27 protein-coding genes and 2 pseudogenes are annotated in these 24,610 nt (G+C 65.2%); 9 read left to right on the top strand and 20 right to left on the bottom strand.

The window, feature by feature from the left end; genetic code table 11:
* Positions 1–5 precede the first annotated feature (5 nt).
* Positions 6–413 carry a transposase gene (locus K2L43_RS12840; protein ID WP_041835871.1) on the bottom strand — a complete coding sequence of 136 codons (408 nt, stop codon included), beginning with the start codon at positions 411–413 and terminating at the stop codon, positions 6–8.
* Between the two features lie 54 nt (positions 414–467).
* On the opposite strand from K2L43_RS12840, the pseudogene K2L43_RS12845 reads away from it, so the two are divergent.
* Positions 468–1,028: pseudogene (locus tag K2L43_RS12845) on the top strand (IS30 family transposase); the annotation flags it as partial.
* A gap of 25 nt (positions 1,029–1,053) precedes the next feature.
* Here K2L43_RS12845 and K2L43_RS12850 read toward each other — a convergent pair.
* From K2L43_RS12850 to K2L43_RS12875, 6 genes are all read right to left on the bottom strand, one after another.
* Positions 1,054–2,252 (bottom strand): IS3 family transposase gene (locus K2L43_RS12850; RefSeq protein ID WP_103738857.1). Its coding sequence is split into 2 segments (ribosomal slippage): positions 1,054–1,985 and positions 1,985–2,252, totalling 1,200 coding nucleotides; the frame shifts between segments, so codons are not numbered across the junction.
* 61 nt (positions 2,253–2,313) lie between these two features.
* Entirely contained in the window at positions 2,314–2,490 is a 177-nt protein-coding gene (locus K2L43_RS12855) for a hypothetical protein (protein WP_220639024.1), read from the bottom strand.
* 37 nt (positions 2,491–2,527) lie between these two features.
* A complete protein-coding gene (locus tag K2L43_RS12860; RefSeq protein WP_086913969.1) occupies positions 2,528–2,848 on the bottom strand; it encodes a helix-turn-helix domain-containing protein in 321 nt (106 codons plus the stop codon).
* A 2-nt stretch (positions 2,849–2,850) separates the two neighbouring features.
* Positions 2,851–3,210: a type II toxin-antitoxin system RelE/ParE family toxin gene (locus tag K2L43_RS12865; protein WP_086911660.1), complete on the bottom strand. Its 360-nt coding sequence runs from the start codon at positions 3,208–3,210 to the stop codon at positions 2,851–2,853.
* 98 nt (positions 3,211–3,308) lie between these two features.
* Positions 3,309–4,670, bottom strand: a complete 1,362-nt coding sequence (locus tag K2L43_RS12870) for a site-specific integrase (RefSeq protein WP_086913968.1) — start codon at positions 4,668–4,670, stop codon at positions 3,309–3,311.
* A 586-nt stretch (positions 4,671–5,256) separates the two neighbouring features.
* Positions 5,257–6,483, bottom strand: a complete 1,227-nt coding sequence (locus tag K2L43_RS12875; RefSeq protein ID WP_103738104.1) for an IS256 family transposase — start codon at positions 6,481–6,483, stop codon at positions 5,257–5,259.
* A gap of 57 nt (positions 6,484–6,540) precedes the next feature.
* Here K2L43_RS12875 and K2L43_RS19110 point away from each other — a divergent pair.
* Both K2L43_RS19110 and K2L43_RS12885 read left to right on the top strand, forming a co-directional pair.
* Positions 6,541–6,684 (top strand): annotated as a pseudogene (locus tag K2L43_RS19110) (translation initiation factor IF-1); the annotation flags it as partial.
* Between the two features lie 76 nt (positions 6,685–6,760).
* Entirely contained in the window at positions 6,761–7,069 is a 309-nt protein-coding gene (locus K2L43_RS12885; protein WP_196995282.1) for an RNA-binding protein, read from the top strand.
* A 246-nt stretch (positions 7,070–7,315) separates the two neighbouring features.
* On the opposite strand, the gene K2L43_RS12890 is transcribed toward K2L43_RS12885, so the two are convergent.
* The 9 genes from K2L43_RS12890 to K2L43_RS12930 form a co-directional block, all read right to left on the bottom strand.
* Positions 7,316–7,804 carry a nuclear transport factor 2 family protein gene (locus K2L43_RS12890; RefSeq protein ID WP_220637700.1) on the bottom strand — a complete coding sequence of 163 codons (489 nt, stop codon included), beginning with the start codon at positions 7,802–7,804 and terminating at the stop codon, positions 7,316–7,318.
* Between the two features lie 3 nt (positions 7,805–7,807).
* Complete coding sequence (locus K2L43_RS12895) at positions 7,808–8,590, bottom strand: SDR family NAD(P)-dependent oxidoreductase (RefSeq protein WP_220637701.1); 783 nt, start codon at positions 8,588–8,590, stop codon at positions 7,808–7,810.
* Positions 8,591–8,601: 11 nt separating this feature from the next.
* Positions 8,602–9,138, bottom strand: a complete 537-nt coding sequence (locus K2L43_RS12900; RefSeq protein ID WP_011806108.1) for a DUF3833 domain-containing protein — start codon at positions 9,136–9,138, stop codon at positions 8,602–8,604.
* The gene (locus tag K2L43_RS12905; RefSeq protein ID WP_220637702.1) at positions 9,135–10,454 is read right to left on the bottom strand and encodes an MFS transporter; all 1,320 of its coding nucleotides are present in this window, start codon (positions 10,452–10,454) and stop codon (positions 9,135–9,137) included. The genes K2L43_RS12900 and K2L43_RS12905 overlap by 4 nt, the downstream gene beginning before the upstream one ends.
* A complete protein-coding gene (locus tag K2L43_RS12910; protein ID WP_220637703.1) occupies positions 10,451–11,047 on the bottom strand; it encodes a chalcone isomerase family protein in 597 nt (198 codons plus the stop codon). The genes K2L43_RS12905 and K2L43_RS12910 overlap by 4 nt, the downstream gene beginning before the upstream one ends.
* A gap of 27 nt (positions 11,048–11,074) precedes the next feature.
* Positions 11,075–12,751 (bottom strand): methyl-accepting chemotaxis protein, encoded by a 1,677-nt coding sequence (locus tag K2L43_RS12915; protein WP_220637704.1) that lies wholly within the window; start codon positions 12,749–12,751, stop codon positions 11,075–11,077.
* A 74-nt stretch (positions 12,752–12,825) separates the two neighbouring features.
* Positions 12,826–14,046, bottom strand: a complete 1,221-nt coding sequence (locus K2L43_RS12920) for a cyclopropane-fatty-acyl-phospholipid synthase family protein (protein WP_103738829.1) — start codon at positions 14,044–14,046, stop codon at positions 12,826–12,828.
* 2 nt (positions 14,047–14,048) lie between these two features.
* Positions 14,049–14,867, bottom strand: a complete 819-nt coding sequence (locus K2L43_RS12925; RefSeq protein WP_011806113.1) for a DUF1365 domain-containing protein — start codon at positions 14,865–14,867, stop codon at positions 14,049–14,051.
* Entirely contained in the window at positions 14,864–16,168 is a 1,305-nt protein-coding gene (locus tag K2L43_RS12930; protein ID WP_220637705.1) for an NAD(P)/FAD-dependent oxidoreductase, read from the bottom strand. The genes K2L43_RS12925 and K2L43_RS12930 overlap by 4 nt, the downstream gene beginning before the upstream one ends.
* Before the next feature lie 168 nt (positions 16,169–16,336).
* Between K2L43_RS12930 and K2L43_RS12935 the strand changes: the two genes are divergently transcribed.
* Entirely contained in the window at positions 16,337–17,287 is a 951-nt protein-coding gene (locus K2L43_RS12935; protein WP_220637706.1) for a cobalamin-dependent protein, read from the top strand.
* 25 nt (positions 17,288–17,312) lie between these two features.
* Positions 17,313–17,921: a lipocalin family protein gene (locus tag K2L43_RS12940; protein WP_011806116.1), complete on the top strand. Its 609-nt coding sequence runs from the start codon at positions 17,313–17,315 to the stop codon at positions 17,919–17,921.
* A 130-nt stretch (positions 17,922–18,051) separates the two neighbouring features.
* Here the strand turns inward: K2L43_RS12940 and K2L43_RS12945 are convergent, their stop codons facing one another.
* The 3 genes from K2L43_RS12945 to K2L43_RS12950 form a co-directional block, all read right to left on the bottom strand.
* The gene (locus K2L43_RS12945; protein ID WP_220637707.1) at positions 18,052–18,381 is read right to left on the bottom strand and encodes a hypothetical protein; all 330 of its coding nucleotides are present in this window, start codon (positions 18,379–18,381) and stop codon (positions 18,052–18,054) included.
* A gap of 111 nt (positions 18,382–18,492) precedes the next feature.
* Positions 18,493–18,627 (bottom strand): hypothetical protein, encoded by a 135-nt coding sequence (locus K2L43_RS19115; RefSeq protein ID WP_255580449.1) that lies wholly within the window; start codon positions 18,625–18,627, stop codon positions 18,493–18,495.
* A gap of 613 nt (positions 18,628–19,240) precedes the next feature.
* Positions 19,241–19,468: a hypothetical protein gene (locus tag K2L43_RS12950; RefSeq protein WP_220637708.1), complete on the bottom strand. Its 228-nt coding sequence runs from the start codon at positions 19,466–19,468 to the stop codon at positions 19,241–19,243.
* 225 nt (positions 19,469–19,693) lie between these two features.
* Between K2L43_RS12950 and K2L43_RS12955 the strand changes: the two genes are divergently transcribed.
* Complete coding sequence (locus tag K2L43_RS12955; protein ID WP_220637709.1) at positions 19,694–20,068, top strand: CidA/LrgA family protein; 375 nt, start codon at positions 19,694–19,696, stop codon at positions 20,066–20,068.
* Positions 20,069–20,100: 32 nt separating this feature from the next.
* A complete protein-coding gene (locus K2L43_RS12960) occupies positions 20,101–20,790 on the top strand; it encodes an LrgB family protein (RefSeq protein WP_370633114.1) in 690 nt (229 codons plus the stop codon).
* A 21-nt stretch (positions 20,791–20,811) separates the two neighbouring features.
* Here the strand turns inward: K2L43_RS12960 and K2L43_RS12965 are convergent, their stop codons facing one another.
* Positions 20,812–21,765: a LysR substrate-binding domain-containing protein gene (locus K2L43_RS12965; RefSeq protein ID WP_123676005.1), complete on the bottom strand. Its 954-nt coding sequence runs from the start codon at positions 21,763–21,765 to the stop codon at positions 20,812–20,814.
* Between the two features lie 164 nt (positions 21,766–21,929).
* On the opposite strand from K2L43_RS12965, the gene K2L43_RS12970 reads away from it, so the two are divergent.
* Both K2L43_RS12970 and K2L43_RS12975 read left to right on the top strand, forming a co-directional pair.
* Entirely contained in the window at positions 21,930–23,126 is a 1,197-nt protein-coding gene (locus K2L43_RS12970; protein ID WP_047350724.1) for an acyl-CoA dehydrogenase, read from the top strand.
* Between the two features lie 136 nt (positions 23,127–23,262).
* Complete coding sequence (locus K2L43_RS12975; protein ID WP_220637711.1) at positions 23,263–24,522, top strand: CaiB/BaiF CoA-transferase family protein; 1,260 nt, start codon at positions 23,263–23,265, stop codon at positions 24,520–24,522.
* Positions 24,523–24,610 lie beyond the last annotated feature (88 nt).

The following is a 24,610-nucleotide window of genomic DNA, read 5'->3' on the forward strand; positions in this document are numbered from 1 at the left end:
CCGGATCACCGCAACACCTCGCGCAAGAGCGCCCCGCACTGGCCCAGTGGGCACTGCAGGCTGACCACCAGTTCGCCGCGTTGCAGGCGCACATGGACTGGCGCAGACGGCAGCGGTAAAGGCGCGGATGGCGGTAATGCAGCCAGCGCCTGCTCCTCATGGGTGCTGTCCGCCATTGCCGTCAGCGGCAGCGAGATGAAGCCGGGCTCAGCATCCGAACAAACGCCCGGTTGAGCGCGCACAGGGCCCGCCTCCCGAATCCATCGGTGCACCATGTTCGCGTGCAGCCCGTGCGACAAGGCCACACCACCGACACTGGCACCGGGCTGCGCGCACGCAGCCACCAACTGTGCCTTGAACGCTTTGCTGTATTCACGCCGGCGCGGCCGGCCTTCGCTTGAAACCTGTTCCATCGTCTCCACGATCCTCCAATCGTGGGCACGATGCCCGCTTCTCACGGCGCGTTCAATATGGGGTCACCGGACGGATACAGCGCGCCTGCGCAGCGCCTGTGCCAGCAGCGTCGCATTCAGGTCAGGCCATGCCCCAAACTGCACAGCTCCGGGGCGTTGTGGATGCTTGTCACCACCATGCTGTGCTGGCTGTGGTCGCCCCAGCAGATTACACACACACTCCAGCGCATGTATCCCCAAGAGCCAAGCAAGCATGCCTCGCACGAGAGCATCTACACCGCCATCTATGCATACCCACGCGGCGAGTTGCGCCGCCAGCTCATCGCACTGCTGCGCCAGGGCAAGAGTACACGCCGCCCGCGTTCAGCAGGCTCTCATCGGCGCGGTCAGATTCCAGACATGGTCTCTATCCATGTTCGCCCACCCGAGGTCAATGATCGCGTGATGCCGGGGCATTGGGAGGGGGATTTGATCAAGGGCGCTGGCAACAAGTCGGCGGTGGGTGTGCTGGTCGAGCGCTCAACGCGCCTGGTGCTGCTGTGCAAGATGCCTGACGCATCGGCTGAGAGTGCACTGGCTGCGTTCACCAACAAGCTGCGCCTGACCTTGCCCCTGTTTCGTGTAGCTCTTAACCCACGGTTCACGCGGCCTTTTTACGCTGTGCCTCGTACCAGCGCTGCTCGTACTGCATCGGGCTGAGGTAGCCCAGCGACGAATGCAGCCTTCGGTGATTGTAGAAGGCCATCCAGTCCATCACCGCCTGCCTGGCCTGCTCACGGGTAGCAAATTTGCACCCATGTACGCTGGCTGTTTTCAGCCGGCCCCAGAAGCTCTCGGTCGGTGCGTTGTCCCAACAGTTACCCTTTCTGCTCATCGATGAACGCATGCCCCAGCCCTTCAAGGCATCCTGGAACTCATGGCTGCAATACTGGCTGCCCCGGTCGCTGTGGAATATCAGCCCAGGAGGCGGCCTGCGGCGCCACCACGCCATGGCCAGCGCGTCCTTGACCAGGCTGGCCTGCATGTGCGGCTGCAGGCTCCAGCCCACCACCTGACGGTTGAACAGGTCGATGACCGCAGCCAGGTACAGCCAGCCCTCGTCGGTTTGGATGTAGGTGATGTCGCCACTCCAGAGCTGGTTGGGCGCCTCGGGGTTGAAGCGCCGCTGTACCAAGTCGGGCGCCACCGGCAGGCTGTGGCGGCTATCGGTGGTCACCACGAACTTGCGTTTGGTCTTGGCCCTGATGCCGTGCTGCTGCATGAGCTTGCGCACCCGGTCTTTGCCCACTCGGATGCCCCGGGCCAGCAGTTCCTTGTGCATGCGTGGCCAGCCGTATTCCCCCTTCACCTCGGCGTGGATGGCGCGCATGTACGCCAGCAGGGCTTCGTCGCTGTGACGCCGGGCAGGTCCACCGTGGCCAGACTCACGCCGGCGCAGCCAGTTGAAGTACCCGCTCGCGCTGACCTCCAGCACCCCGCAGGACACACTCACCGGGTACAGCTTTCTCATTTGGTGAATCCAGGCGTACCTCGCAGCGTGTCCTGCGCGAAGTACGCCGCGGCTTTTTTTGCGATGTCGCGCTCCATGCGAAGGCGAGCATTCTCTGCACGCAACCGGGCTATCTCCATCTGCTCGGGCGAGACTTGGATGCCCTTGTCACCACCGCCCGCACCGTCCAATTCTCCCTTGGCTGACAGCCGCACCCAGTTGCCCAGGCTCGCTTTGGGGATGCCCAGTACCTTGGCCACCACCGCAATCGCCTGACCCGAGCGGACCTGCCGAACAGCCTCCTGCTTGAACTCTCGCGTGTACTGCGCACGCACCTGCTTGTCACTCATCTCTGAACTCCTTGTCGGTATCTTCAACAAGGGTTAAGAACTCCACTTTTCAGGGGCAACCTCACCAGGGGGCAGCCTTGCTCGGATGGAGTTCAGCCGTCCCGACGAACTTCGCATCACGCCCGCCATCAGGCCCTTTGGCGAACCCCTGCACAGAGATGCCAAGCAGGCGCTGGCACAAGAACACGACCAGCTTCTCAAACTGGTCGTCGCTCAAGTCTTCGTAAGCAAACTTCATCGCACCGCCACGCCTGGCGTTTGTTCACGCCTGAACATCAAGCCGCCACCGTAATGCCTGCGCCGTGTGCGCGGCGAGCAGGACGAACGACGATCTCCACCTGCTGATCAAGCGACACGAGCGCCTGCATCAGGCGTTCGAGTGAGATGTTCTGGAGTTTGTACTGACGCACCTGTGACACCTTAGGCTGCGTCATGCCGGTGATGCCCGCCGCCTGGGTTTGGCTCAAGCTCCGCTTTTCGATTAGTTCATTGAGCTTCACGGCGAGCACGGCCTTCGCCGACAACTCCTCCGCGTCCTCGAACCCGAGATCAGTCAAAACGTTGTCCGTGCCCTTGTGGCTGTCTTTGCTTCGCATCGTCATCTCCCGCTGAGCCCGTACCGGGCAAGAACTGCCTTCAACCGTTTTTCAACCAGGTCCACATCCGGCTGCGGCGTCGCAATACCGGATTTGGACTTCTTCTGAAACGCATGCAGCACATGAACGGCATCACCTACCCGCACAGTGTAGACCGCGCGAAAAGTATCGCCCCGATGGTCTTCCACCAGTTCGTACACGCCTGACCCCAGCCCTTTCCAGGGCTTCGAAGAATCCGGCATGCGACCCAACTGCACCACAAACAGCGCAACGCCCATATCCTTCTGGGCTGGAATGGGAAACTCTTTGAAATCCTTCTTCGAGGAGCCTTCCCAGAACAATGGTCGTCGCTTTTCAGTCATGAATTATATCCGTTCGGGAATAGATCGGGCAACCTGAATTTGTACGCCCGCGAATGGAGACGCCTTGCCAGGCACCTTGTGTGATGGGGCAAGGCATTTCAAGCTCCCTCTGTGCCTGCCTGGGCCTCTGTGCGCTTTGTCCCAGGCGGCACTGCCCGCTCCTCGGTGCGCCGATGGCGAAACGGACGATAGGCTCCCGCCGACGCTTTCGATACAACGCCAGTTGCTGCTACCGGAACCTCAATACCGCCATAAGACGGTGTGGGCACTGTCGCCGCAGTTCGACCATCCTCCACCAGGCCTTTGCGTCTGGCGGCCACCAGATCGGCGGCGTTGCGCACCGGGTCGTCCTCCGTGTGTACGTACCGCATGAACATTGTGACCGTCTTGTGCGCTGTCAACGCCATCCCGACCTTTACCGGCACCCCGGAATTGGCGATGTCTGTGGCCGCCCGATGCCGGATGCCGTGCGTTCCGATGTGCGGAACACCGGCTCGGTCGAGGATGCGCTTCCAGCCCTGGTAGTAGGTGTGCTTCGGCAGTGGGCGCGAGGGCTTGAAAATCGCCGGGCAGACAAACGGCGACTCTCCGAAGCGCGGCGCATTCGTCAGCAGGCGCACTGCCTCCTCGCTCATAGGCTTGGAGATGCCCCCGGTCTTGCTGTCGGGCCAGACAATCCGCCGATTCTGGAAATCGACCCACTCCCAGCGAAGCGTCAGGATCTCGGACATGCGCGCGGCACACTCAAACTGCAACCGGATCGCAAGGGTCAGGGTCGGGTGCTCCAAGCCTTCAGCGTCAGATCGCTCCAGGTATGCATACAGCTGAGACAGCTGCACGTCGGTAATAAGCCGGGTTTTGCCCTTCTCCGGGTACTTCTGGACATGCTTGCAAGGGTTAGAGCCGTCCGGCCGGTAGCCCCATACCTCGGCCATATTGAACATCTTGCGCAGGCAGGCGAGCACGCGATTTGCCCCCGTCGGCCCCTTTTCCCGCTTCTTCATCAGAGCGACAACATCCTGGCGCGTGACATCCGGGACCTTCATGCTGCCCAAGGCGGGGCCAATATGCAGCGAGATGTATTTTCGATTGCTGGCAACTGTGCTCGGCTTATTGTGCGGCTTTGAATAGTCTTCAATGAAGCGCACGCACAGTTCTTTCACGGTCGGCGCTTGCCGCGCCGCCGCCTTGAGTGCGCTCGGGTCTTGGCCGCGCCGCACCTCGGCCAACCAATCCTGAGCGATTGATCGGGCCTGTTCCACAGTCAACTCCCCGAACAGCCCGATAGCGGGTTTCCGGCGTTCTCCTGCATTCGTCCGATACTGGACCATGAACACCTTGCGCCCGGTCGGCGTCACCTTGCATAGGAAACCGGGCACCAGCGTGTCACGCAGTTCAATATCCTGCACGCCAGCCTTCGCTGCGTCTACGGTAGTCTTGGTAAGCTTGATTTTGGCCATCTGATCTCCTTGGGTTGCGACCTGAACGCAGGAGCCAGCTAGGAGCCGGGCAAAAGTCAATCAGGTCGAATGCGGTACTAGGCCAAGGTATGATCAGCGCTAAGGCCCATTCGGGGGAACTGAGCGCAAAGCACTGTATCGTGCCCTGGCAAAGGCCAGCGTATCGGAAAAGTCAGCACTCAAAATCCCCCGCCGCAAGGCGTGCCGGTTCGATTCCGGCCCCGGGCACCACATACAAGGCCGCACAGTTCCCAGAACGTGCGGCCTTTCTTTTTCCTCCGAAACCCTCGATAGCGTCGTGCGCAAAGGTGCGGGGGACTGTGCAGCAATCCGGGGCCCTAAGACGCCTGCTGGTCGGTATCGGGCACATCCACAAGAATTAAGTTTGCTTTTTTCATTTCGGTGAGTAATAATCCGCCAACGCGCTACCCACTGCTTGCTTCGATAGCGCCTGCCTGACAGCATCCTGGCTGATGCGCCTTGCGCCGCACTTCTTGCAAAGTGTCGGCCGTCACTCTCCAAAGCAGCAAGCTCATCGCAGACCTTCAACGGGCGTGTCCGAATTTTTGTGTAAACGGTTCGGACTTCAGTTGACGGAGATGCGGTCTCCGAACTGAATGGTAAAGCGGGTCAGCGCAGCCTTCCAATCCCGGATGGGCATGGTCCACTTCTGGCTGATGTTGCGCAGGGCCAGGTAGAACAGCTTGCTCAGCGCCTCATCGCTGGGGAATGAGCCCCGGTTCTTGGTCAGCTTCCTCAGGCCCATGTTCACCGACTCGATGGCGTTGGTGGTGTAGATGACCTTGCGGATTTCCGGCGGGTAGTCAAAGAACGGGATGAGTCGGCTCCAGTTCCTGCGCCAGGACTGGCCAATGGGCAGGTACTCGGCATCCCAGCGCTCCTCGAATTCCCCGAGCATCAGCTCGGCCTCCTCGGCGGTGGCGGCCGTGTAGATGCGGCGCAGGTCGGCAGCCACCTCTTTGCGGCGCTTCCATGAGACGTAGTTCAGGCTGTGGCGCACCATGTGAACGATGCATAGTTGCACCACCGCCTTGGGAAAGACGGCCTCAATGGCGTCAGGGAAGCCCTTGAGCCCATCGACGCAGGCGATGAAGATGTCCTGCACGCCCCGGTTGCGCAACTCGGTGACCACCTGCAGCCAGAACTTGGCGCCCTCGGTCTGGGCCAGCCACAGGCCCAGCACCTCCTTGTCGCCCGTCATGGTGATGCCGATGGCCAGGTACACCGCCTTGACCCGCACCGCGCCCTCGCGCACCTTCACATGGATGCAGTCCAGATAGACGATGGGATAAATCGGCTCCAGCGGTCGGGCCTGCCAGGCCTTGACCTCGTCGGCCACGGCATCTGTCACCGAGGAAATCAGGCTGGGTGAGACCTCGGTGCCGTACATCTCTTCGAGGTGGGCCTGTATCTCGCGCACCGTCATGCCACGGGCGTACAGCGAGATGATTTTGTCGTCGAAGCCGGCCCAGCGGGTCTGGTGCTTGGGGATGAGCTGAGGCTCGAAGCTGCCATGGCGGTCGCGTGGCACTTCGATGGGCAATTCGCCGAACTCGCCCTTGAGGGTCTTCTTGCTCTTGCCGTTGCGGGTGTTGCCAGCGGGGTTGGCCACCGCCTCGTTGCGTTCATGGCCCAGGTGCTCAGTCAGCTCAGCGTCCAGGGCTCGCTCGACCAGCAGCTTGGTAAGTTGCTTGAGCAGACCGTTCTCGCCGATGAGGTCTTCGGGCTTCTTGTAGTTGGCCAGCAGGCCAGACAGCAGTTCTTCGGGTACGTCGTGTTTCTTGGTGTTCATTGTGCTTACGGACAGGCCGGCTTACGCCGGCGGTGGATTGTCCGTTTACACAAAATTCTGCACACCCTCCGCATCCGCATTCTGGCCGGTGACCTGGTGACCCTGGAGATGTCTCCGTACGACCTCAACAAGGGGCGAGTGACATTTCGGCATATCGAGAACCGCACGCGCACCACCCCTCCAGCGCGCCGGCGCCATTGATTTTGGTTCCCCCACTCATTTCCTCTGGGATGCGCTTACAAGCCGTCCCTTCATTTCCCGAAAGAAAGACACTGACATGAACAACCGACTGTACGTGGGCAACTTGGCCTATTCCGTGCGTGATGAATCGCTGCACCAGCAGTTTTCCCAATTTGGTTCCGTCACCTCCGCCAAGGTGATGATGGAGCGCGATACAGGCCGATCCAAGGGCTTCGGCTTTGTAGAAATGGGCAGCGATTCCGAGGCACAGGATGCCATTAACGGTCTGAACGGCCGTTCTGTCGATGGACGTGCACTGACGGTCAACGTCGCACGCCCCATGGAAGCTCGCCCAAGTTTTGGCGGCGGCACAGACCGTGGTGGCTACCGCGGTGGCCGCTACTGATAGGGCCTTGCCGCGGCAATTGCCTTAGAGTGCTCCGGACCATCCGGGTGAGTCCGTGTTTTGGACGCTGACCACCTCCCGCAGAGCCCTCCGCCGCGTCTTATGCCATTGACGAGATGGTCGCCCCATCTCCTTCTTGGCCTCGAACACCCCGATGACGAAAGTCGTCGGGGTGTTCGTCTTTGTGGTGGGGAGCATCGTGGCTTCATGGACGTTCATCGGCATGAACCTCTCCCCTTCTCCACCCTAACGGTCGCTAGGGGGTGAACAGCGATGAGGATGCGGCAGGGGCGCCGCGCCAGCCTTGCGCAGCCAGCGCATCAGAGCCCCCAAAACAGGCAGTTTCTCATACAGCTCTTCAGCCGGGTCCCAGTAATCGCGGTGCAGCGTCACGCGGCCTTGGGCATCAAAATGCACCAGGGTCGCGCCGTGGATGCACTGAGGCACCTGTGCCCGCCAGCGCTTCATGCGGAAGTGAAACTCCCACTGCAAAAAGGCCCGGTCGTCCTGCACCAGCCGCTGGGTGACGATAAAGCGCGGCTGCTCCAGGTTCTCGAACATGTGGGCAAAGATGGCACGGATGGCGGGCACTCCGTGCACATCATTGAAGGGGTCCTTGAACCGTGCGTCAAGCGCGTAGTAGTCCCCCAGTAGGGGCAACTGCGCTGGGGTTAGCTGCTCGTACAGCTGGACCAGCCGGGCGACGCAAGCGTGGGTGTCTATAGGTGGGTGCATACGTCACAGCCCGGTCATACGGTGGACCAGCGGAAAGTACCAGCGGTACGGCAGCACGCGCAGCAGCTTGAGCCACAGCGTGAAGCGGCGTGGAAAATGCAGTTCAAACGCGCCCCTCCCCCAGCCGCGCAATATGGCCTGGGCCGCCTGCTCCGGCGTGAGCAGCGCGGGCATGGTGAAGTCGTTCTGGCGCGTCAGGGGCGTATCGACAAAGCCGGGGTTCACCACACTCACGCCCACGCCCTGCGGGCGCAGATCAAGGAACAGCGTCTCGGCCAGGTTGATGAGGGCCGCCTTGGTCGGTCCGTAGGCCAGGCTCTGCGGCAGGCCGCGCCAGCCGGCTACGCTGGCGACCAGGCTCAGGTGGGGCGCACGCCCGGCCTGGGCCGAAGCCAACAGGCCTGGCACCACGGCGGCGAGCACATGCAGCGCGCCCGTCAGGTTGACCTGCTGGTGGCGCAGCAGCTCGGGCAGCGCCAGCGCGTCGGCTCGCATGGGGGTGTAGTGGCCGGCGCAGTAGCACACCAGGTCCAGTGGTGACTCGGTCTGCAGGCGCACGGCAACGTCCAGGACCGCCTGGGCGTCGGTCACATCCAGCACCACTGCTTGGCTGCCAGGGTGTTCGTGCGCAAACGCCGCCAGCAGCGCCTGCTGGCGTGCCGACACGATCACCTGCGCGCCCTGGGCGTGCAATTGCGCTGCGACGGCCCGGCCAATACCGCTGGAGGCGCCCACCAGCCACACGCGCTTGCCGCGCCAGTCGGTGATCGCGGGGTTCAAAGGCACAGTGCGGCTCCTTATGTCTTGGTGAACGACAGCAGTACCTCGCCCAGGGTGACGCCGAACTTGCGCATCGTGGCCCGATTGAGCATCACCCGGTCATCGACCAGGAACATCCAGTCGTCGAACTGCACTTCATATTCCTTGCCGTCCACCGGCAGGCGCAGCGTGTAGTTCCAGCGGAAGGCATTGCCCGCGGTCTGGCCCTGGGCCTCACCCACGACATCGTCAGCGGTCCCGGTGTAGCGCCCATCGGCATGCTTGGTCAGGCGCCAGATACGGCGCTGGGTGCTGCCGTCCGAATAGGTGAAAGCCTCGTCCAGCACGCCTTGATGGCCCTCCCAGTGGCAATCCATCACCACGGTGAAGCGGCGCACCACCTCGCCGCCTCGCTGCTGAAAAATACCGTGGGCCAGGATGCGGCCGTTGAAGTAGCGGTCCAGCTCCAGCTGTGGACGCTCCTGGGCATAGTCGGTCACCTGGGGGCTGGCACAGCCGGTCAACACGGCAGTGCCCGCGAGAAAGGCCAGCAAGGCGTGGCGGCGGGTGTTCATGGGGAAACTCCTTGTTCATGCAACGGCGGGGATGGACGAATCAGCAGGTGGTACAGCAAACCTGCCGCCAGAAGCTTGAGGGCGCAAGGCAGCAGCGCGTAAGCCCAAGAGAGGCGCTGCAGCGCGTGGGCATCCTGGATGCCGGGGCTGTAACCGAGCCACTGCAGCAACGGCAGCGCCGCCCCCGCGGCCAGGGCCAGATTCAGTTTGGTGGCCAGGTTCCACCATCCCAGGTACGCCCCTTCGCTGCGCCCCTGAGCCCCCTGGCGTTCCACCAAGCGCGCCAGCAAAGCCCCGGGCAAGGCCAGATCCGCCCCCAAGGCGATACCGGACAACGCACAGATCCACGCAAAGGCCGCAATCTGCCCGCTGCCCAGAAGCGTCGTCCAGCCAAAACAGGCCACCGCCAGCAACATGCCGCCCAGCCAGGCGCGCTCCAGCCCCCAGCGGCGCACCGCGCGCAGCCACCCAGCCATGGACAGCGCCCCGCTGACAAAGTACAGCACCAGAAACAAGGCAATCTGCTCCTGTGTGGCCTGCAGCAGGTCCTGGGCAAAAAACAGCATCAACGCCGCCGGAACTGCGCTGGCAATGCCGTTGCACAAAAAAACCGCCAGCAGGCGACGAAAGGCTGGCTGGCGCAAGGGTTGCCAGACCGTGGCCCAGGCGAAGGCAGCAGGCAAGTCCTGCTGCGCAGGCGCTGCAGGGCGTGGGGCGTGCCACAGGGCCAGCCACCCGGCCAGCAAGCTCAGCGCGAACACCAGCAGCATGGGCCCGGCTCCCCAGGCCACCGACAGCGCACTGGCCGTGACCACGCCGATCAGCCCCGGACCTTCGCGCCAGGCCACGACACGGCTGCGCTGCAGCGCATCGCCGCCCAGACGCACGCCCCAGGCCTGGTGCGCAATCACCAACTGGCTGTGCGCCAGGCAGGTCACCAACAACCCTGCCACCATCCACGCCGCCAACGGCTGCGGTCCTTGCACTGCGGGAAAGAACAGCCCCGACAGCCCCAGCACCTGCACCAAGGCCGAGCCCCCAGCCACCCACAGGACCGCACGCAGCGGGCCCTGGTACAGGCGGTCGCTCAAGCGCCCCAGCAGGGGCTCGGCTGCCGCATCCAGCACGCGCACCAGCATCAGCAAAGCGCCCACACTGGCCAACGGCAAAGCCAACTCCGTGGCGTAGTAATGCGGCAACACCACATACAGCGGCAATGCCACAAAGGCCAGCGGCAGACCGAGCAAGCCATAGGCCGGTCCGGACCACCAACGAGGCAGCGGAACCGCACGCCCGGGGGCAGCCAGGGGAGTCATGGGGCCGCTCCGCCGGCGGTTCGGGCCAGCAAGGCACTGCGCAGGCCCGGCTCTGAGGTCTGCGGTGACAACCAGATGCCAAAGAACAGGCGCGCCAGCTCCGCATCGTCAATCGCGGCCAGTTCCTGGCTGCCACGCCACAGACGCATGCCTTGGCCCGGCTGGTACAGGCCGGTGAGCCGCTCGCCCGGCTGCACGTCGGGAATTACGGCCGCCAGGCGCTGCTGCCAGCGCTCGGCCTGGTCAGAAGGAACGCTGGCCTGGCGCTGCATTTCCTCCACCGAGCGCTGTGCAATGGCCGCGCCGGTGAAGCCCCGGTGGTAGGTCAACTCCAGCGCCAGCGGGTGCGCACCAAAGCGGCTGGCGTCAAAACCAGGCGTGACCCACAACCGCGCGTCATAGATGCGCAAGCCCAAAAACCGCATCTGCCCTTCCCCCGCCAGGGTGGCCCCCATGAGGGATTGCCGCACCCAGGCCGGGGCAGCGCCACCGTCCTGCCCGGCCGTGGGATTGGCCGAAGCCGCCGCCAAGACCAGGGCCGCACCACCTGCGAGAGCACAGCGCTTCAAGGATGAAATTCGGCTCCAGGGCATATGGGTCAAGCGCTAGCCGCTATCGTTTTAATATGCAACAGAAGGCGAAGCCTCGCCCCCGAGCCGCAAGGCAGAGGGTGCAGCAGTCACCACGGGGGAAGCGCGGCGCACCACCGGCATCAATGCACCGCCGCCTGCCTCCTGCGCCAAGCGGAACACACTGACGGCCTCGGCCAGCTGCGCGGCCTGCTGTTTCAGGGTTTGTGCAGCCGCGGCGCTTTGCTCCACCATGGCCGCGTTTTGCTGGGTGGCCTGGTCGAGATGGGTCACGGCGTTGCCCACCTGGGCAATGCCGTCGGTCTGCTCGGCGGTGGCGGTGCTGATTTCTGCAATCAGGCCCGCCACGCGCTGGGCCTGTTCCACGATGTCGGTCATGGTGGCTCCTGCGTCGCCCACCAGGCGCGCGCCCTGCTCCACCTTGGCCACACTGCCGTCGATCAGTCCTTTGATCTCCTTGGCAGCGTCGGCACTGCGCTGCGCCAGCGCCCGCACTTCACCGGCCACCACGGCAAAGCCGCGGCCCTGCTCACCGGCGCGCGCAGCCTCTACGGCGGCGTTGAGCGCGAGAATGTTGGTCTGGAACGCAATCGAGTCGATCACGCCGATGATGTCGGCCATCTTGTGGCTGCTGGCCGTGATCTCCTCCATGGTGCTGACCACTTGGGCCACCACCGCCCCCCCCTTGTGAGCCGCCTGACTGGCCGAGGCTGCGACCTGCGTGGCCTGGCGGGCCGAGTCGGCGTTGTTCCTCACCGAGGCGGTCATCTGCTCCATTGACGCGGCGGCCTGCTGCAGGTTCGCGGCCTGCTCTTCGGTGCGCTGCAGCAGCCCGGCATTGCCGCCGGCAATCTCTTGGGAACCGACGGTGACCGCGTTTGACGCTTGGCGCACCTGACCTACCACGCGCGCCAGGCTGGCCTGCATCGCCCCCAGCGATGCCAGCACACTCCCCGGCTGCGCCTGGGCGGCGCCGGTCACCGGCTGCAGGTTGCCCTGCGCCACGAGGCTGGCCACATCGGCCAGCGCTGCGGGTTCGGCCCCGAGCTGGCGCACGATGCTGCGCGCCACGCTCCAGGCCACCGCCACGCTGAGCACCAACGCCAGCAGCAGCGCCGAGAACATGACGCCGAGGAAGCCACCCGCCTCGTCCATGGCGCCCTGGTTGGTCGACTGGATGCGCGCTTCCTTGAAGTCGATGAGCTTGTTGATCGTTGCCAGCCACTGCACGTATTGCGGCTTGGCCTGCGTCCACAGGGTCTGTGCCGCAGCGGTGTCGCCCGCCTGCACCTGGGCAATGATGGCCTGTGTGGTGGCCACGGCCTTGGATTCGGCGCTGCGAATATCGGCATACAACTGCCCCAGTTCAGGGGCTGCGCCTTTGCGGGTGATGAGCTTTTCCAGCGGCGCAGCCGACTGGGCGTAAAAGTCCGCCAGCGCAGCGATGGTGGCGATCTCCCGGTCGCGCTCGGCGGGGGACGGACTCAGCACCACGTCGCGCACGGCGATGGAGCGGTCATGGGCCGAACCACGGAAGTTGATGGCGTAGCGCTGCACCTGCACGTGGATGTCGTTGTTGGCTCGCAGCGCCTGGTCAATGCGGTTCACCTTCACCAGGGCGATACCCGTCAGCACCACCAAAAGGACCAGGATCAATCCGAACCCCGCGTACAAGCGGGCGGCGACCGTCATTCGAGATAAGAACATGATGATTTTCTTGTTGAAAAAAGGGGGCCGTACGGGGCCATGAAAAGCGGGGATCGTTGCCCGTGAGGGGCGCTTCAGTCCTTCACCAGCGTGTACTGCACGACGTCGATGCTGCGTGCGTCGAATGCGGCCTCGCAGTACGCCAGATAGAACTCCCAGGTGCGCTGGAAAGACGCATCAAATCCCTGGGCCTGTACCTGGGCTCGCTGCTGGACGAAGCGTTGGTGCCAGCGGCGCAGGGTTTCCGCGTAGTCGCGGCCGAAGGCAAACTCCTCCACCACCCGCAGCCCCGCGCCCTGTGCGGCGGCGCGAAAACGCGATGGACTGGGAAGACACCCCCCTGGGAAGATGTACTGCTGGATGAAATCGGTACCCCGCACATAGCGGTCGAACAGCGCGTCGTCGATCACGATGCTCTGCACGCAGGCGCGCCCGCCCGACTTGAGCAGGCGCGCCATGGCACCAAAGTAACTAGGCCAATAAGCCTGCCCCACAGCCTCGACCATTTCGATGGAACAGATGGCATCGAACGGGCCTTCCTGGATATCACGGTAGTCCTGCAGCCGTAAATCCACCTGGGCGGCCAGGCCCGCGGCCTGCATGCGTGCCTGGCCCCAGGCCAGTTGCTCGGTGGACAGCGTCACCCCTGTCACCTGCGCCCGGAACTCGCCAGCGGCCATCTCTGCCAGGGCACCCCAGCCACAACCGATTTCCAGCACCCGGTGCCCGGGCTGCACGCCCGCGCTGTGCAGGGCGCGGCGTACTTTGGCGTGCTGCGCCTGGGTCAGGTCTCCCCCCAGGTTGCCCTCGAACCATGCACTGGAGTAGTTCATGCTCGGGTCCAGCCACAGCGTGTAGAAGGCGTTGCCCAGGTCGTAGTGCGCGTGGATGTTGCGCCGGCTCCCGGCACGGGTGTTGCGATTGAGCAGGTGACGCAGACGGTACGCAAGCCGCCCCCACCAGCCGCCATAGACCAGAGACTCCAGCGCATCGCGGTTGTCCATCAGCAGCCGCAACAAGTCGGCCAGGTGGGACGTACTCCAATCCTGGGTGATGTAGCTCTCCGCCAGGCCAATATCACCCGAGCGCAGGACGGCTCCAAACACCTTCCAGTTGTGCAGGCGCATGCTGGCATGCGGGTGTTGGCCGCTACCCAATTGCACGACGTTGCCGTCGGGCAGCTCCAGATGGAGCGTGCCACGCTGCAGGCGCTGCAACAGGCGCAGTCCATGGCGTGCCGCGGTAGGCATGTCAGGCAAGGGGAGCGCGGACGGCGAGACAGTGGTGGTGTTCATGGTCAGGTGCTCGGCGAGGAAGATCGGGTCACGGGCCGTGCAGGCGGCGTGGGTTTGGAATGCAAGGGCGCACGCTTGATCCACAGCAGCAGTGCATGCCAGTGGATGCGCGCAATGACGCCCCACGTCAGAAACGGGTAGTGCCACAGCGCCCGGCGGCGGCTGCTGGCGTCCAAGGGTTGCAGGCGCCCTGCCACGCCGGTGAGCACCAGCGGGCCCTGGGCATCGTCAAAGTCGATGCGCACGCGCGTGGACTCAAGCCCCTGTGTGCCACTGCGCTTGAATTCAAAGCGGTAGCCGCCTTCCACCGGGCAAAACGGCGACACATGGAAAACCTTGCGCGCGCGTAATTCCTCGCCGTACCTTGGTGTGTCGAGCAGGTAGGCATGGCGCTCGCCGAAGGTGTTGTTCACTTCGGCCACGATGGCGCGCAGGCTGCCGTCGCGGCGGTGGCAGTACCAGAAACTCACCGGCTTGAAGCTGTAGCCCAGGATGCGCGGATAGCAGTGCAGCCAGATCTCACCCTGCGCATCGGTAATGCCTTCGCCGCGTAGCAGCTCTTCCAGCCAGGCCAATGCCCCCCCGGCTTGCGGGCTGCGGCCATCGCCGTGGTCGGCATCGCGAAACGCCAGAGCACCCCGCCGGTTCAGCGCCAGCACGCCCGCGGCCTGCGGCTGCGCGCGCAGCGTGCGCATGGGCAGCAGCAAGAAGAAGGTCGGAACGATGAAACGGTGACGGCGCGGGCGCAGCCGGGTGTGCCACACATGACCGAAGCCGATGTGCGGCCGGTTGCCGGCGACCGCGGTGACTGGAAGGTTCATGCGGCCTCCCGCTGACGCAACTGCTCCAGCAGCAGATCGGCGGCGCGGTAGCCCGACTGCAGGCCGTCTTCATGAAAGCCATACCCCGTCCAAGCACCGCAGTACCACGTGCGCTGCACGCCCTGCAATTGCGGCACCTGGTCCTGGGCGGCAATGGCGGCCAGATCGAACACGGGGTGCTCGTAGTCGAATTCGGCCAACACCTTCTCCGCCGCAATCGAACGCGTCGGATTGAGAGAGACCAGCACGGGGTCTGCAAAAGGCAAAGGCTGCAAGCGATTCAGCCAGTAATGCAGGCACACGCGCGCCGATTCACGTTCCTTGCTGGCCGCGCGCTCGTAATTCCAGGCAGCCCAGGCGCTGCGCCGCTGCGGCATCACATGCGCGTCGGTATGCAGCACCGCGCGATTGGGCTGGTAGCGGATGGCACCCAGCACCTGGGTTTCCTGCTCTGTCGGCTGCGCCAGCAGGCGCAGGGCCTGGTCGCTGTGCACCGCCAGCACCACGGCGTCGAAGCGCTCGCTTTGCCCCCCTGCATGCACCTGCACGCCAGCGGCATCGCGCACGATGCGCTCCACGGGCGTGGCCAGTCGCGCATCAAGCCCCCGCAGCAGTTGGTGCACGTACTGGCGTGCGCCACCCGCCACCGTGAACCACTGCGGGCGGTGGCTCACCTGAATCAGCCCGTGGTTGTGGCAGAAACGGATCATGGTGGCCACGGGAAAGCGCAGCATCTGGTCGGTGGGGCAACTCCAGATGCAGCCCAGCATGGGCAGGAAATACCAGTCGCGGAACGCTGTGCCAAAGCCATGCCGCGCCAGAAACTCGCTCAGGGGCTGGGCCAGCGCGGCCTCTTCGCCCGACTCCGCCAGGGTGGTGCACAGCTGGTTGAAACGCAGCAGCTCGTGCAGCATGCCCCAGAAACGCGGACGCAGCAGGTTGCGGCGCTGGGCAAACACGGTTGCCAGGTTGGCACCGCTCCACTCCAGCGTCCCGGTGCCGAGTGCGCCGGCGCCAGGCACCTGCACCGAGAACGACATGTCCGAGCGCGCGGTGGGTATCTGCAGCTCGTCAAACAAGGCAATCAGCCCGGGATAGGTCCGTTCGTTGAAGACCAGAAAGCCGGTGTCGACGCCATGCGTTACCAATTCTCCGGCCGCGTCCGGCAGGCACACGTCCACCGTGTGGGTGTGGCCGCCGAAGTAATGCCCCGCCTCGAACACCGTGACACGCGCCTGCGCCCGCAAGCGGTGGGCTGCGGCCAAACCTGAAATTCCCGAACCAATGATGGCGATTTTCATGATCACTCCAACCCTCGGCGAAATACCAGAGGCAGCGCTGTGCGCAGACAATGGTCGTAATGTATTAGACAAAACAGATTTTGTCCTAGACAATTTCACCAATTCCCACAGTTTGTCCATGACTTTCGATACCCTCCTGAGGCCTGTACGCCGCATAAAGGTTGGCGCATGAGCACGCCAGACCATCCCGATAGCGTAGGTTTGCCCATCGCCGCCGTGGAGCGCGAAACCGGCGTAGCCAAGGACACCTTGCGCGTATGGGAAAAACGCTATGGCTTCCCGCAACCCTTGCGCGACGGGGCGGGGGACCGCCTGTATCCGAGCGAGCAGGTGCAACGGCTGAAACTGATTCGCCGCCTGCTCGACACAGGGGCCAGGCCCGGCAAGGTAGTGGGGTTGGACAGTGCAGAACTGCTGTCCTTGCTGAACCAGAGACCTTCATCCCCCAGTTCATCTTTGTCCAAGACAAATCTTCAGGCGTTCCCCTCACCTGCGACCCTGGCTCCGCTTCTTGACGCCATCGGAGCGCACGATCCGCAAGCCCTGCGGCATGCCCTGAGTCACGCGCAGCTGCGCATGGGGCTCGCTCCGTTTGTCACCGACCTGGTGGCTCCCCTGACCACGGCCGTGGGCGAGGCCTGGGTGCAAGGGCGCTTCGAGGTCTTCGAGGAACACCTCTTCACCGAGGTCATCACCGGGGTTCTGCGCAACGCCATTGCTTCCCTGGCGCCGCTGCCCATACCGCAAGGTCCCAAGGTCCTGCTCACCACGCTACCCCAGGAATTGCATAGCTTGGGGTTGCTCATGGTTGAAGCACTGCTGGCACTGGAGGGCTGTACCTGTGTTTCGCTGGGTACGCAGACACCCATGGGCGACGTGGCCCAAGCCGCCGTGGCCCATCGGGCGGATGTGGTGGCTTTGAGCTTCAGCAATGTGCATAACGGGACAGTCGTTCACGCCAGCCTGCGTGAGTTGCGGGCCCAGTTGTCTCCCACCACCGCGTTGTGGGTCGGCGGCTCGTGCACGGCTCTGTACCAAAAGCCCCTGGAAGGGATCACTCCCGTCCAGCACCTGACGGGGCTTCAACCCTTGGTGGCGCAATGGCGCCACACACACTGATCCACCACTTGGTCAAGGACATCACATGTACCTGCTCTCGGCTTTTCTATTTTCTGTGCGGCGTGCACTCATCCCGTCCTGCCGCGCAGGCCTGTGGGCCCTGTGGATGGCGGGCGTCGCCGCAATGGCCGGCTGTGCAAACACCAGCCCCCCGCCGGGCGTAGAAGCGGTCACGCCATTCGATCTACAGCGCTATCAGGGGCGCTGGTATGAGCTGGCCCGGCTCGACCACTCATTCGAGCGCGGCATGACGGATGTGTCCGCCACCTACACCCCCCAGGCGGATGGCAGCGTGCGCGTGGTCAACCGCGGGTTTGCCGCCGCATCGGGCCAATGGCGCGAAGCCATTGGCAGGGCGCTGTTCACGGGTGCCCCCACCACCGGATCGCTCAAGGTGTCCTTCTTCGGCCCGTTCTACGGCGGCTACCACGTCGCGGCGCTTGACCCTGACTACCGCTGGGCGCTGGTGTTGGGGCCTGATACCAGCTACTGCTGGATTCTGGCGCGCGACAAACAACTGGACGCTGCGCAGCGCGATGCCATCGTGGCTCGCGCCCAGGCGCTGGGGGTGGATACGCACGCTCTGATCTGGGTCACGCACAAGCGCCAGGATCCTGCGCAGCCGCCCCATTGACTGCATGTACCAGCGAGCAGCGGGAAAAAGAAGCCTACGTGGGATCGAATACGCGCTCAGTGGCGTGCGGCCTTCTTTGACCCACATTCGTAGCCGGTCAGTCGTGCGGCAATGCGCGTGCCCGCATCGTCTACTGCGCCGCGGGCGCGCCCCCGGCAGGTGCGCCCATGCCTTCGCGACCCGGGGTGGTAGGCGTGTCGCCGCGCTGGGGCGCTGAGGGCTGGGGAGCATCCACCGACGGCCCGGCCATTCCGGGGGCACCTTGGATGGCTGCGGGAGCCCCTTCGCCGGGCGCGCTCAGGCGATCCTTTGGAGCGCGCAAGTTGAATACGACAACGGCTACCAGCGCGATCAGGGCGGTGACAAGGGCGATGCGAATGGCGCGCTTGTCGTCGCGCTGGCTCGGTGGGGTGGTGCCCGGGGATGGTGCAGCGCCCGGACGGTTAGGGGTGCGGTTCATGGTGAAGCTCCTGTGTTACATGAAGCACCACGTTAGGAACGCTGGGGCACGGCCACTGTCAGACGAATGCCGCGTTCAACAGCGCAAAAAAACCATCGGTCTTTCCCGGCGCTACCACGGCGCCCACAGGAACAGCAGCATCACCGCCACGGCGATGAGCAGCAGTGTCACAGTCCTGGAGGTGGCCACACGGTTGCGGCCTGAAGAATGGGGTACTTCGCCTGAGGCGGGTTTGGTAGGTGGCATGTCACGCTCCGGTAGTTGCGGTCCACCATAAGCGCCTGGGGGGGCCTGCCTTGTAAGACAGCCACCCGCGCAAGTGCGCGTACTGCCCGTACGTACCGCCATTCAGCCCAGGCGCGGAGGCGTGTCAGCGGGCTCCGGGGGCGGTGCGGGCACATCCGGCTCCACGGGGGGATCGGCCGGTTGGCGGTGAGCGAGAGCGGTGCGGTGAATCATGTCAGCCATCTCCGGGTCTGTGGCATACCGCGCCAGCGGCAGCGGCAGGACGATGTGCCTGCCGCCCGCGCCTCGGCAATCGAGTACGCGGGGCCCCGTGAGGACTGGCCAGCACGGGACGCTGCCAAAGGGCAAAGCTTACGGGTGGTAGCCACATGCCGCCGGGCGGCGATAAGAGGACGCCACCCTTGCCATGCATGCGGCCACAGCGTTCGGCCCAGACCGGACGCAAGGGCTCCCGCAATGGGAGCCGAGAAGCGCGGCCCGCGCCGCCTGGGCATGGCAGCGAAGCTGCGATGCGCACCCGTCGGGTGTTTGCCGCGGTGGCCGTAAGGTACCTTCGCCCGCACTGGACGCCGTGTAGGACGGAGGCGAATCCAACCCGCAGCGGTGACCCGGCTCAGTTGTTTTGGCGCTTGATGAGCTGGCGGCCCAGGTCGGTGATGTGGAACTCGCCCGTGGCCGTCTTGCCGATGTAGGCCCATTCCAGCAAGCGCCCGGACAGGTGGTGCTTGAGCGCGTCGGGCACGCTGAGGGCCTGGCCCATTTCGAGCTGCTTCAGCGTGGCGATCTCATCCACGGTAGGTTCAAACGTGGGCGCGTGGTACAGGGGCTGGGCGGTAGCCATGGCAAGTCCTCCTGGTGCAGTGGTGCGGCGACCGTTACGTTGCACCGGAGAGTGCTTCGCCGGGCGACCGCTGCACACCAGGGTATTGCGGATGGCCGTTGCGCGCAACCGGCGGAGCCCCCGACCTCCCGCAAAGAGGCGGCATCACCCGAGCGCCAGCGCGGGGCGGTGGGTATCAGGGATGATCATGGTTTTTGCGCCTGCGCGCCGCCCTGCCCGCCTTCAATGCTCTACGCCCTGACCGCCCTCTTCATCCTCCAGTTGCTGGGAGAACTTCTGGTCCAACTCCTGGGTCTGCCCCTGCCTGGCGCTCTCGCAGGCATGTTGCTGCTACTGGCGGCGCTGCTGGCATACGGGCGCGTCCCGCAGGCGCTGGAGAGCACCGCGGGCAGCTTGCTGCAGAACATGATGCTGCTGTTCATCCCGGCGATCGCCGGGGTCATGTTGCACTTTGACCGCATCGCGCGCGAATGGCTGCCGTTCCTCGTGGCCGGCATCGTGGGGGCGGCCATCACGCTGGTGGTGACGGCCTGGACGCTGCGCTGGCTGCTGCGCGACAGCGCCGCCGCACGCCCGCGCGAGCAGGAGCAGGACCAGTGAGCGCGTCTCTCCCCGGGCTGGCCGCATGGCTCATGGCGTCGCCCCTGCCCTGGCTGGCGCTGACGCTGGCGGCCTACACGCTGACGCTGGCGCTGTATCGGCGCAGCGGCGCACACCCGCTGCTGATCCCACCACTGACGGCGACGGCGCTCGTCGTGGCGGTGCTGCTGCTCACGGGCACGCCCTACGCCACCTACCGCGAGGGCACGCAACTGCTGAGCTTTCTCATCGGCCCCGCCACGGTGGCGTTGGCCGTGCCGCTGTTCGCGCAGCGCGAGCGCATTCGCCAGCTCTGGCGCCCGATCAGCGTGGCGCTGCTCGTGGGCTGCACGGTGGCGATCGTCTCCGCCCTGCTGCTGGCCTGGGCGCTGGGCGCATCGTATGAGACGCTGATGGCGCTCGCACCCAAATCCGCCACCATGCCGATCGCGCTGCCCGTGGCGGAGCGCATCGGCGGCGCGCCATCGCTGGCAGCGGTGGCCGTGGCCATCACGGGCATTGCGGGGGCGGTGCTGGCGGGGCCGCTGCTGCGCCTGCTGCGCGTGCACGACCCGGCCGTGCGCGGCTTTGCCATCGGCCTCACGGCCCATGCCATCGGCACGGCGCGCGAACTGCAGGTGCATCCCACGGCCGGTGCCTTCGCCGCGCTGGCGATGGGCCTGAACGGTGTGGCCACTGCCGTGCTGGTGCCGGTATGCGTCGCGTTGATGGGTGGACGCTGATCGACAGATGCTGAAGAGCGGCTACGCCAGCGGCCCGGCCACCGCCATGTCCTGCAGCCAGCCAGCGAACGCGGCCAGCACCGGCGGCTGGGGCTGCGCGGGGCTCACGAGGTAGTAACCCCGCTCGCCACGCAACGGACGCGGGCAGGCCACCACCAGCTCGCCCCGGGCGATCTCGGCCTCGATCAGCATGGGCGGCATCAGCGCAATCCCCAGGCCGTGGGCCGCCGCGGCGGCCGTCATGGAGAACAGTTCATAGCGCGGCCCTTCCAGCGCGCGCGGCGCATCCAACACGCCCATGGCATCGAACCACTGTCGCCAGCCATAGGGCCGGGTGCTTTGCTGCAGTAGCGGCAGCCGCGCCAGCGCCGGTGGCGGCAGGCCCTGGTGTGCACGGCCCGTGCCGCGCGGCATGCCCAGTTGCTGCGCCGCCGTCTCCAGCAGGCGCGGGCTGCATACGGGCACCACGTCCTCCTGCATCAGCAGCTGCGCCTGCACGCCGGGCCAGTTGGCGACCTGCTCGGGCGTGCCCGCGTACAGCGCCGCGTCGAAGGCCGTATCGGTGAACAGGAAGGGCCGGGTCTGCGTCTCGATGTGCACCACGATCTCGGGGTGGCGCGCGGCCAGCAGAGGCAGGCGCGGGATCAGCCAGCGCGTGGCAAAGGTGGCCACTGCCGCAAGCGAAATGGCGCCGCCATGCCCCTGGTGGGCCATGACGTCGAGCGTGTCGCGCTCCAGCCCCTGCAGCCAGCGCGCCACCTGCTGCCCGTAATGCCGCCCCGCGGGGGTGAGCACCACCCCGTGGCGCGTGCGGCGAAAGAGTTGCACGCCCAGTTGCTCCTCCAGCGCCAGGATTTGGCGCGACACCGCGCTTTGCGTCAGCGCCAACTCCTGCGCGGCCCGGGTATAGCTCTCGTGACGCGCAGCGGCTTCGAAGCAGGCCAGCGCCTGGGTGGATGGCAGGTGTCGTCGCATCGCAGCATCTTAGCCAGATATTCTTAAATCAAATATCTGGATGCGAATAACTCGCTTGCCGTCACTTACTCAGACGCCATACGATCACCTCCGTTAACCAAGCAATGCACCTTGTGCATGCTTGGGTCCTACCACCCACCCCGCATTCCAGCACTGGAGACACCATGACCCGCACCGCCTTCCAATGGGACGACCCCTTCCAACTCGACCAGCAGCTCACCGAGGACGAGCGCGCCGTCCGTGACGCCGCGCGCGCCTACTGCCAGGACAAGCTGGCGCCCCGCGTGCTGGACATGTTCCGCCACGAGAAGACCGACGTGACCATCTTCCGCGAGATGGGCGAGCTGGGCCTGCTGGGCCCCACCATCCCCACCGAATACGGCGGCGCCGGCCTGAACTACGTGAGCTACGGCTTGGTGGCGCGCGAGATCGAGCGCGTGGACTCGGGCTATCGCTCCATGGCGTCGGTGCAGTCGTCGCTGGTGATGGTGCCGATCAACGAGTTCGGTTCCGAGGCGCAGAAGCAGAAGTACCTGCCCAAGCTGGCTTCCGGCGAATTCATCGGCTGCTTCGGCCTGACCGAGCCCGACCACGGCTCCGACCCCGGCAGCATGGCCACGCGCGCCTACAAGGTGGACGGCGGCTATCGCCTCAAGGGCAACAAGATGTGGATCACCAACAGCCCCGTGGCCGACGTGTTCGTCGTCTGGGCCAAGGAAGTGGAGGCATCCGGCACCGTGGGCCAGATCCGCGGCTTCATCCTGGACAAGGGCATGAAGGGCCTGTCCGCCCCCGCCATCCACGGCAAGGTGGGCCTGCGCGCCTCCATCACCGGTGAGATCGTGATGGACGACGTGTTCGTGCCCGAGGAAAACGCCTTCCCCGAAGTGCGCGGGTTGAAGGGCCCGTTCACCTGCCTGAACAGCGCACGCTTCGGCATCGCCTGGGGCGCCATGGGCGCGGCCGAGTTCTGCTGGCACACCGCGCGCCAGTACACGCTGGACCGCAAGCAGTTCGGCCGCCCGCTGGCCGCCAACCAGCTCGTGCAGAAAAAGCTGGCCGACATGCAGACCGAGATCACGCTGGGCCTGCAGGCCGCGCTGCGCGTGGGCCGCATGAAGGACGAGCACCAGAACGTGGTGGAGATCACCTCGCTGATCAAGCGCAACAACTGCGGCAAGGCCCTGGACATCGCCCGCCTGGCGCGCGACATGATGGGCGGCAACGGCATCAGCGACGAGTTTGGCGTGGCGCGCCATCTGGTGAACCTGGAGGTGGTCAACACCTACGAGGGCACGCACGACGTGCACGCGCTCATCCTGGGCCGCGCGCAGACGGGCATCGCCGCGTTCGCCAACTGAGGCAAGCGCCGCGGCGCACCTCAAAAATAGGAGCACGCTGCGCCTGGCCACGCTTGATTTCAAATTGTTTTAAATACCAAATCAAGCATGGACAAGCGCAAGCAGCTCACTTTTTCATAGCACCCACTCTGCAGCCATGACCCCACCCACCGCCCCCGCCGGCGCGCTTGCCGGCATCAAGGTGCTGGACCTCTCGCGCGTGCTCGCCGGTCCCTGGTGCACCCAGATGCTGGCCGATCTGGGCGCCGACGTGGTCAAGGTCGAGCGCCCCCAGGCCGGTGACGACACGCGCCACTGGGGCCCGCCCTTCCTGAAGGACGACGCTGGCCGCGACACGCGCGAGGCCAGCTACTTCACCGCCTGCAACCGCAACAAGCGCAGCATCACCGTGGACATGGCCCATCCCGAGGGCCAGGCGCTGCTGCGCCGCATGGCCGCCGAGGCCGACGTGGTGGTCGAGAATTTCAAGGTCGGCGGTCTGGCGCAATACGGGCTGGACTACGCCAGCCTGAAGGCGCTGAACCCGCGCCTGGTCTACTGCTCCATCACCGGCTTCGGCCAGGACGGGCCGTATGCCGAACGCGCCGGCTACGACCTGATGGTGCAGGCCATGTGCGGCCTGATGAGCATCACCGGCCATGCCGACGGGCAGCCCGGTGGCGGGCCTCTGAAGGTCGGCGTGGCCGTGGTGGACGTGTTCACCGGCCTGTACGCCAGCAACGCCATCCTGGCCGCGCTGAACGCGCGCGACAACGCCCGCAACGGCACCGGCGAAGGGCAGCACATCGACATGGCTTTGCTCGACGTGGGCATGGCCGTGCTGGCCAACCAGGCGGCGGGTTACCTGGCCACCGGGCAGGCGCCCGGACGCGCCGGCAACATCCACCCCAGCCTGGCGCCCTACCAGGACTTTCGCAGCCGCGACGGCAACGTGCTGCTGGCCATCGGCAACGACGGACAGTTCGCGCACTTTTGCCAGGCGTGCGGCCACCCCGAATGGGCACAGGACGCACGCTTTGCCACCAATACCGCACGCGTGCAGCACCGCGCTGCGCTGCTGGCGCTGATGGAGCCCGTCCTGCAGACCCGCAGCACCGCCGAGTGGATCGCCCTGCTGGAGGACAAGGCCGTGCCCTGCGGCCCCATCAACACCATCGCCCAGGCCTTCGACGACCCACAGGTGCGCGCGCGCGGCATCCGCAGGGAGCTGCCCCGCGACGCCGGCGACGGCATCGCCCACGTGGCCACGGTGGCCAACCCCATGCGGCTGTCGGGCACGCCCGTCAGCTACCATCGCGCGCCACCCGCGCTCGGCCAGCACACCGACGAGGTGCTGCGCGACCTGGGCCTGGATGCTTCGGCCATCGCAGCGCTCAAAGCGGGGGGTGCCATCTGACCCTTTTCCCGCACCGGCCCCGCCGGTGCTTCCTTCCCGCCATCACTGGCACGCCATTGCTTCACCACATCGATAACAGGAGATAAAA

Source organism: Diaphorobacter sp. MNS-0, from assembly GCF_019602835.1.
GTDB classification, from domain to species: domain Bacteria; phylum Pseudomonadota; class Gammaproteobacteria; order Burkholderiales; family Burkholderiaceae_C; genus Diaphorobacter; species Diaphorobacter nitroreducens.

Bases quoted from the DNA above. Each gene is read 5' to 3' on its own strand.
- K2L43_RS12840 (WP_041835871.1), bottom strand. From the start codon at position 413: ATGGAACAGGTTTCAAGCGAAGGCCGGCCGCGCCGGCGTGAATACAGC.
- K2L43_RS12855 (WP_220639024.1), bottom strand. From the start codon at position 2,490: ATGAAGTTTGCTTACGAAGACTTGAGCGACGACCAGTTTGAGAAGCTG.
- K2L43_RS12860 (WP_086913969.1), bottom strand. From the start codon at position 2,848: ATGCGAAGCAAAGACAGCCACAAGGGCACGGACAACGTTTTGACTGAT.
- K2L43_RS12865 (WP_086911660.1), bottom strand. From the start codon at position 3,210: ATGACTGAAAAGCGACGACCATTGTTCTGGGAAGGCTCCTCGAAGAAG.
- K2L43_RS12870 (WP_086913968.1), bottom strand. From the start codon at position 4,670: ATGGCCAAAATCAAGCTTACCAAGACTACCGTAGACGCAGCGAAGGCT.
- K2L43_RS12875 (WP_103738104.1), bottom strand. From the start codon at position 6,483: ATGAACACCAAGAAACACGACGTACCCGAAGAACTGCTGTCTGGCCTG.
- K2L43_RS12885 (WP_196995282.1), top strand. From the start codon at position 6,761: ATGAACAACCGACTGTACGTGGGCAACTTGGCCTATTCCGTGCGTGAT.
- K2L43_RS12890 (WP_220637700.1), bottom strand. From the start codon at position 7,804: ATGCACCCACCTATAGACACCCACGCTTGCGTCGCCCGGCTGGTCCAG.
- K2L43_RS12900 (WP_011806108.1), bottom strand. From the start codon at position 9,138: ATGAACACCCGCCGCCACGCCTTGCTGGCCTTTCTCGCGGGCACTGCC.
- K2L43_RS12905 (WP_220637702.1), bottom strand. From the start codon at position 10,454: ATGACTCCCCTGGCTGCCCCCGGGCGTGCGGTTCCGCTGCCTCGTTGG.
- K2L43_RS12910 (WP_220637703.1), bottom strand. From the start codon at position 11,047: ATGCCCTGGAGCCGAATTTCATCCTTGAAGCGCTGTGCTCTCGCAGGT.
- K2L43_RS12915 (WP_220637704.1), bottom strand. From the start codon at position 12,751: ATGTTCTTATCTCGAATGACGGTCGCCGCCCGCTTGTACGCGGGGTTC.
- K2L43_RS12920 (WP_103738829.1), bottom strand. From the start codon at position 14,046: ATGAACACCACCACTGTCTCGCCGTCCGCGCTCCCCTTGCCTGACATG.
- K2L43_RS12925 (WP_011806113.1), bottom strand. From the start codon at position 14,867: ATGAACCTTCCAGTCACCGCGGTCGCCGGCAACCGGCCGCACATCGGC.
- K2L43_RS12930 (WP_220637705.1), bottom strand. From the start codon at position 16,168: ATGAAAATCGCCATCATTGGTTCGGGAATTTCAGGTTTGGCCGCAGCC.
- K2L43_RS12935 (WP_220637706.1), top strand. From the start codon at position 16,337: ATGAGCACGCCAGACCATCCCGATAGCGTAGGTTTGCCCATCGCCGCC.
- K2L43_RS12940 (WP_011806116.1), top strand. From the start codon at position 17,313: ATGTACCTGCTCTCGGCTTTTCTATTTTCTGTGCGGCGTGCACTCATC.
- K2L43_RS12945 (WP_220637707.1), bottom strand. From the start codon at position 18,381: ATGAACCGCACCCCTAACCGTCCGGGCGCTGCACCATCCCCGGGCACC.
- K2L43_RS19115 (WP_255580449.1), bottom strand. From the start codon at position 18,627: ATGCCACCTACCAAACCCGCCTCAGGCGAAGTACCCCATTCTTCAGGC.
- K2L43_RS12950 (WP_220637708.1), bottom strand. From the start codon at position 19,468: ATGGCTACCGCCCAGCCCCTGTACCACGCGCCCACGTTTGAACCTACC.
- K2L43_RS12955 (WP_220637709.1), top strand. From the start codon at position 19,694: ATGCTCTACGCCCTGACCGCCCTCTTCATCCTCCAGTTGCTGGGAGAA.
- K2L43_RS12960 (WP_370633114.1), top strand. From the start codon at position 20,101: ATGGCGTCGCCCCTGCCCTGGCTGGCGCTGACGCTGGCGGCCTACACG.
- K2L43_RS12965 (WP_123676005.1), bottom strand. From the start codon at position 21,765: ATGCGACGACACCTGCCATCCACCCAGGCGCTGGCCTGCTTCGAAGCC.
- K2L43_RS12970 (WP_047350724.1), top strand. From the start codon at position 21,930: ATGACCCGCACCGCCTTCCAATGGGACGACCCCTTCCAACTCGACCAG.
- K2L43_RS12975 (WP_220637711.1), top strand. From the start codon at position 23,263: ATGACCCCACCCACCGCCCCCGCCGGCGCGCTTGCCGGCATCAAGGTG.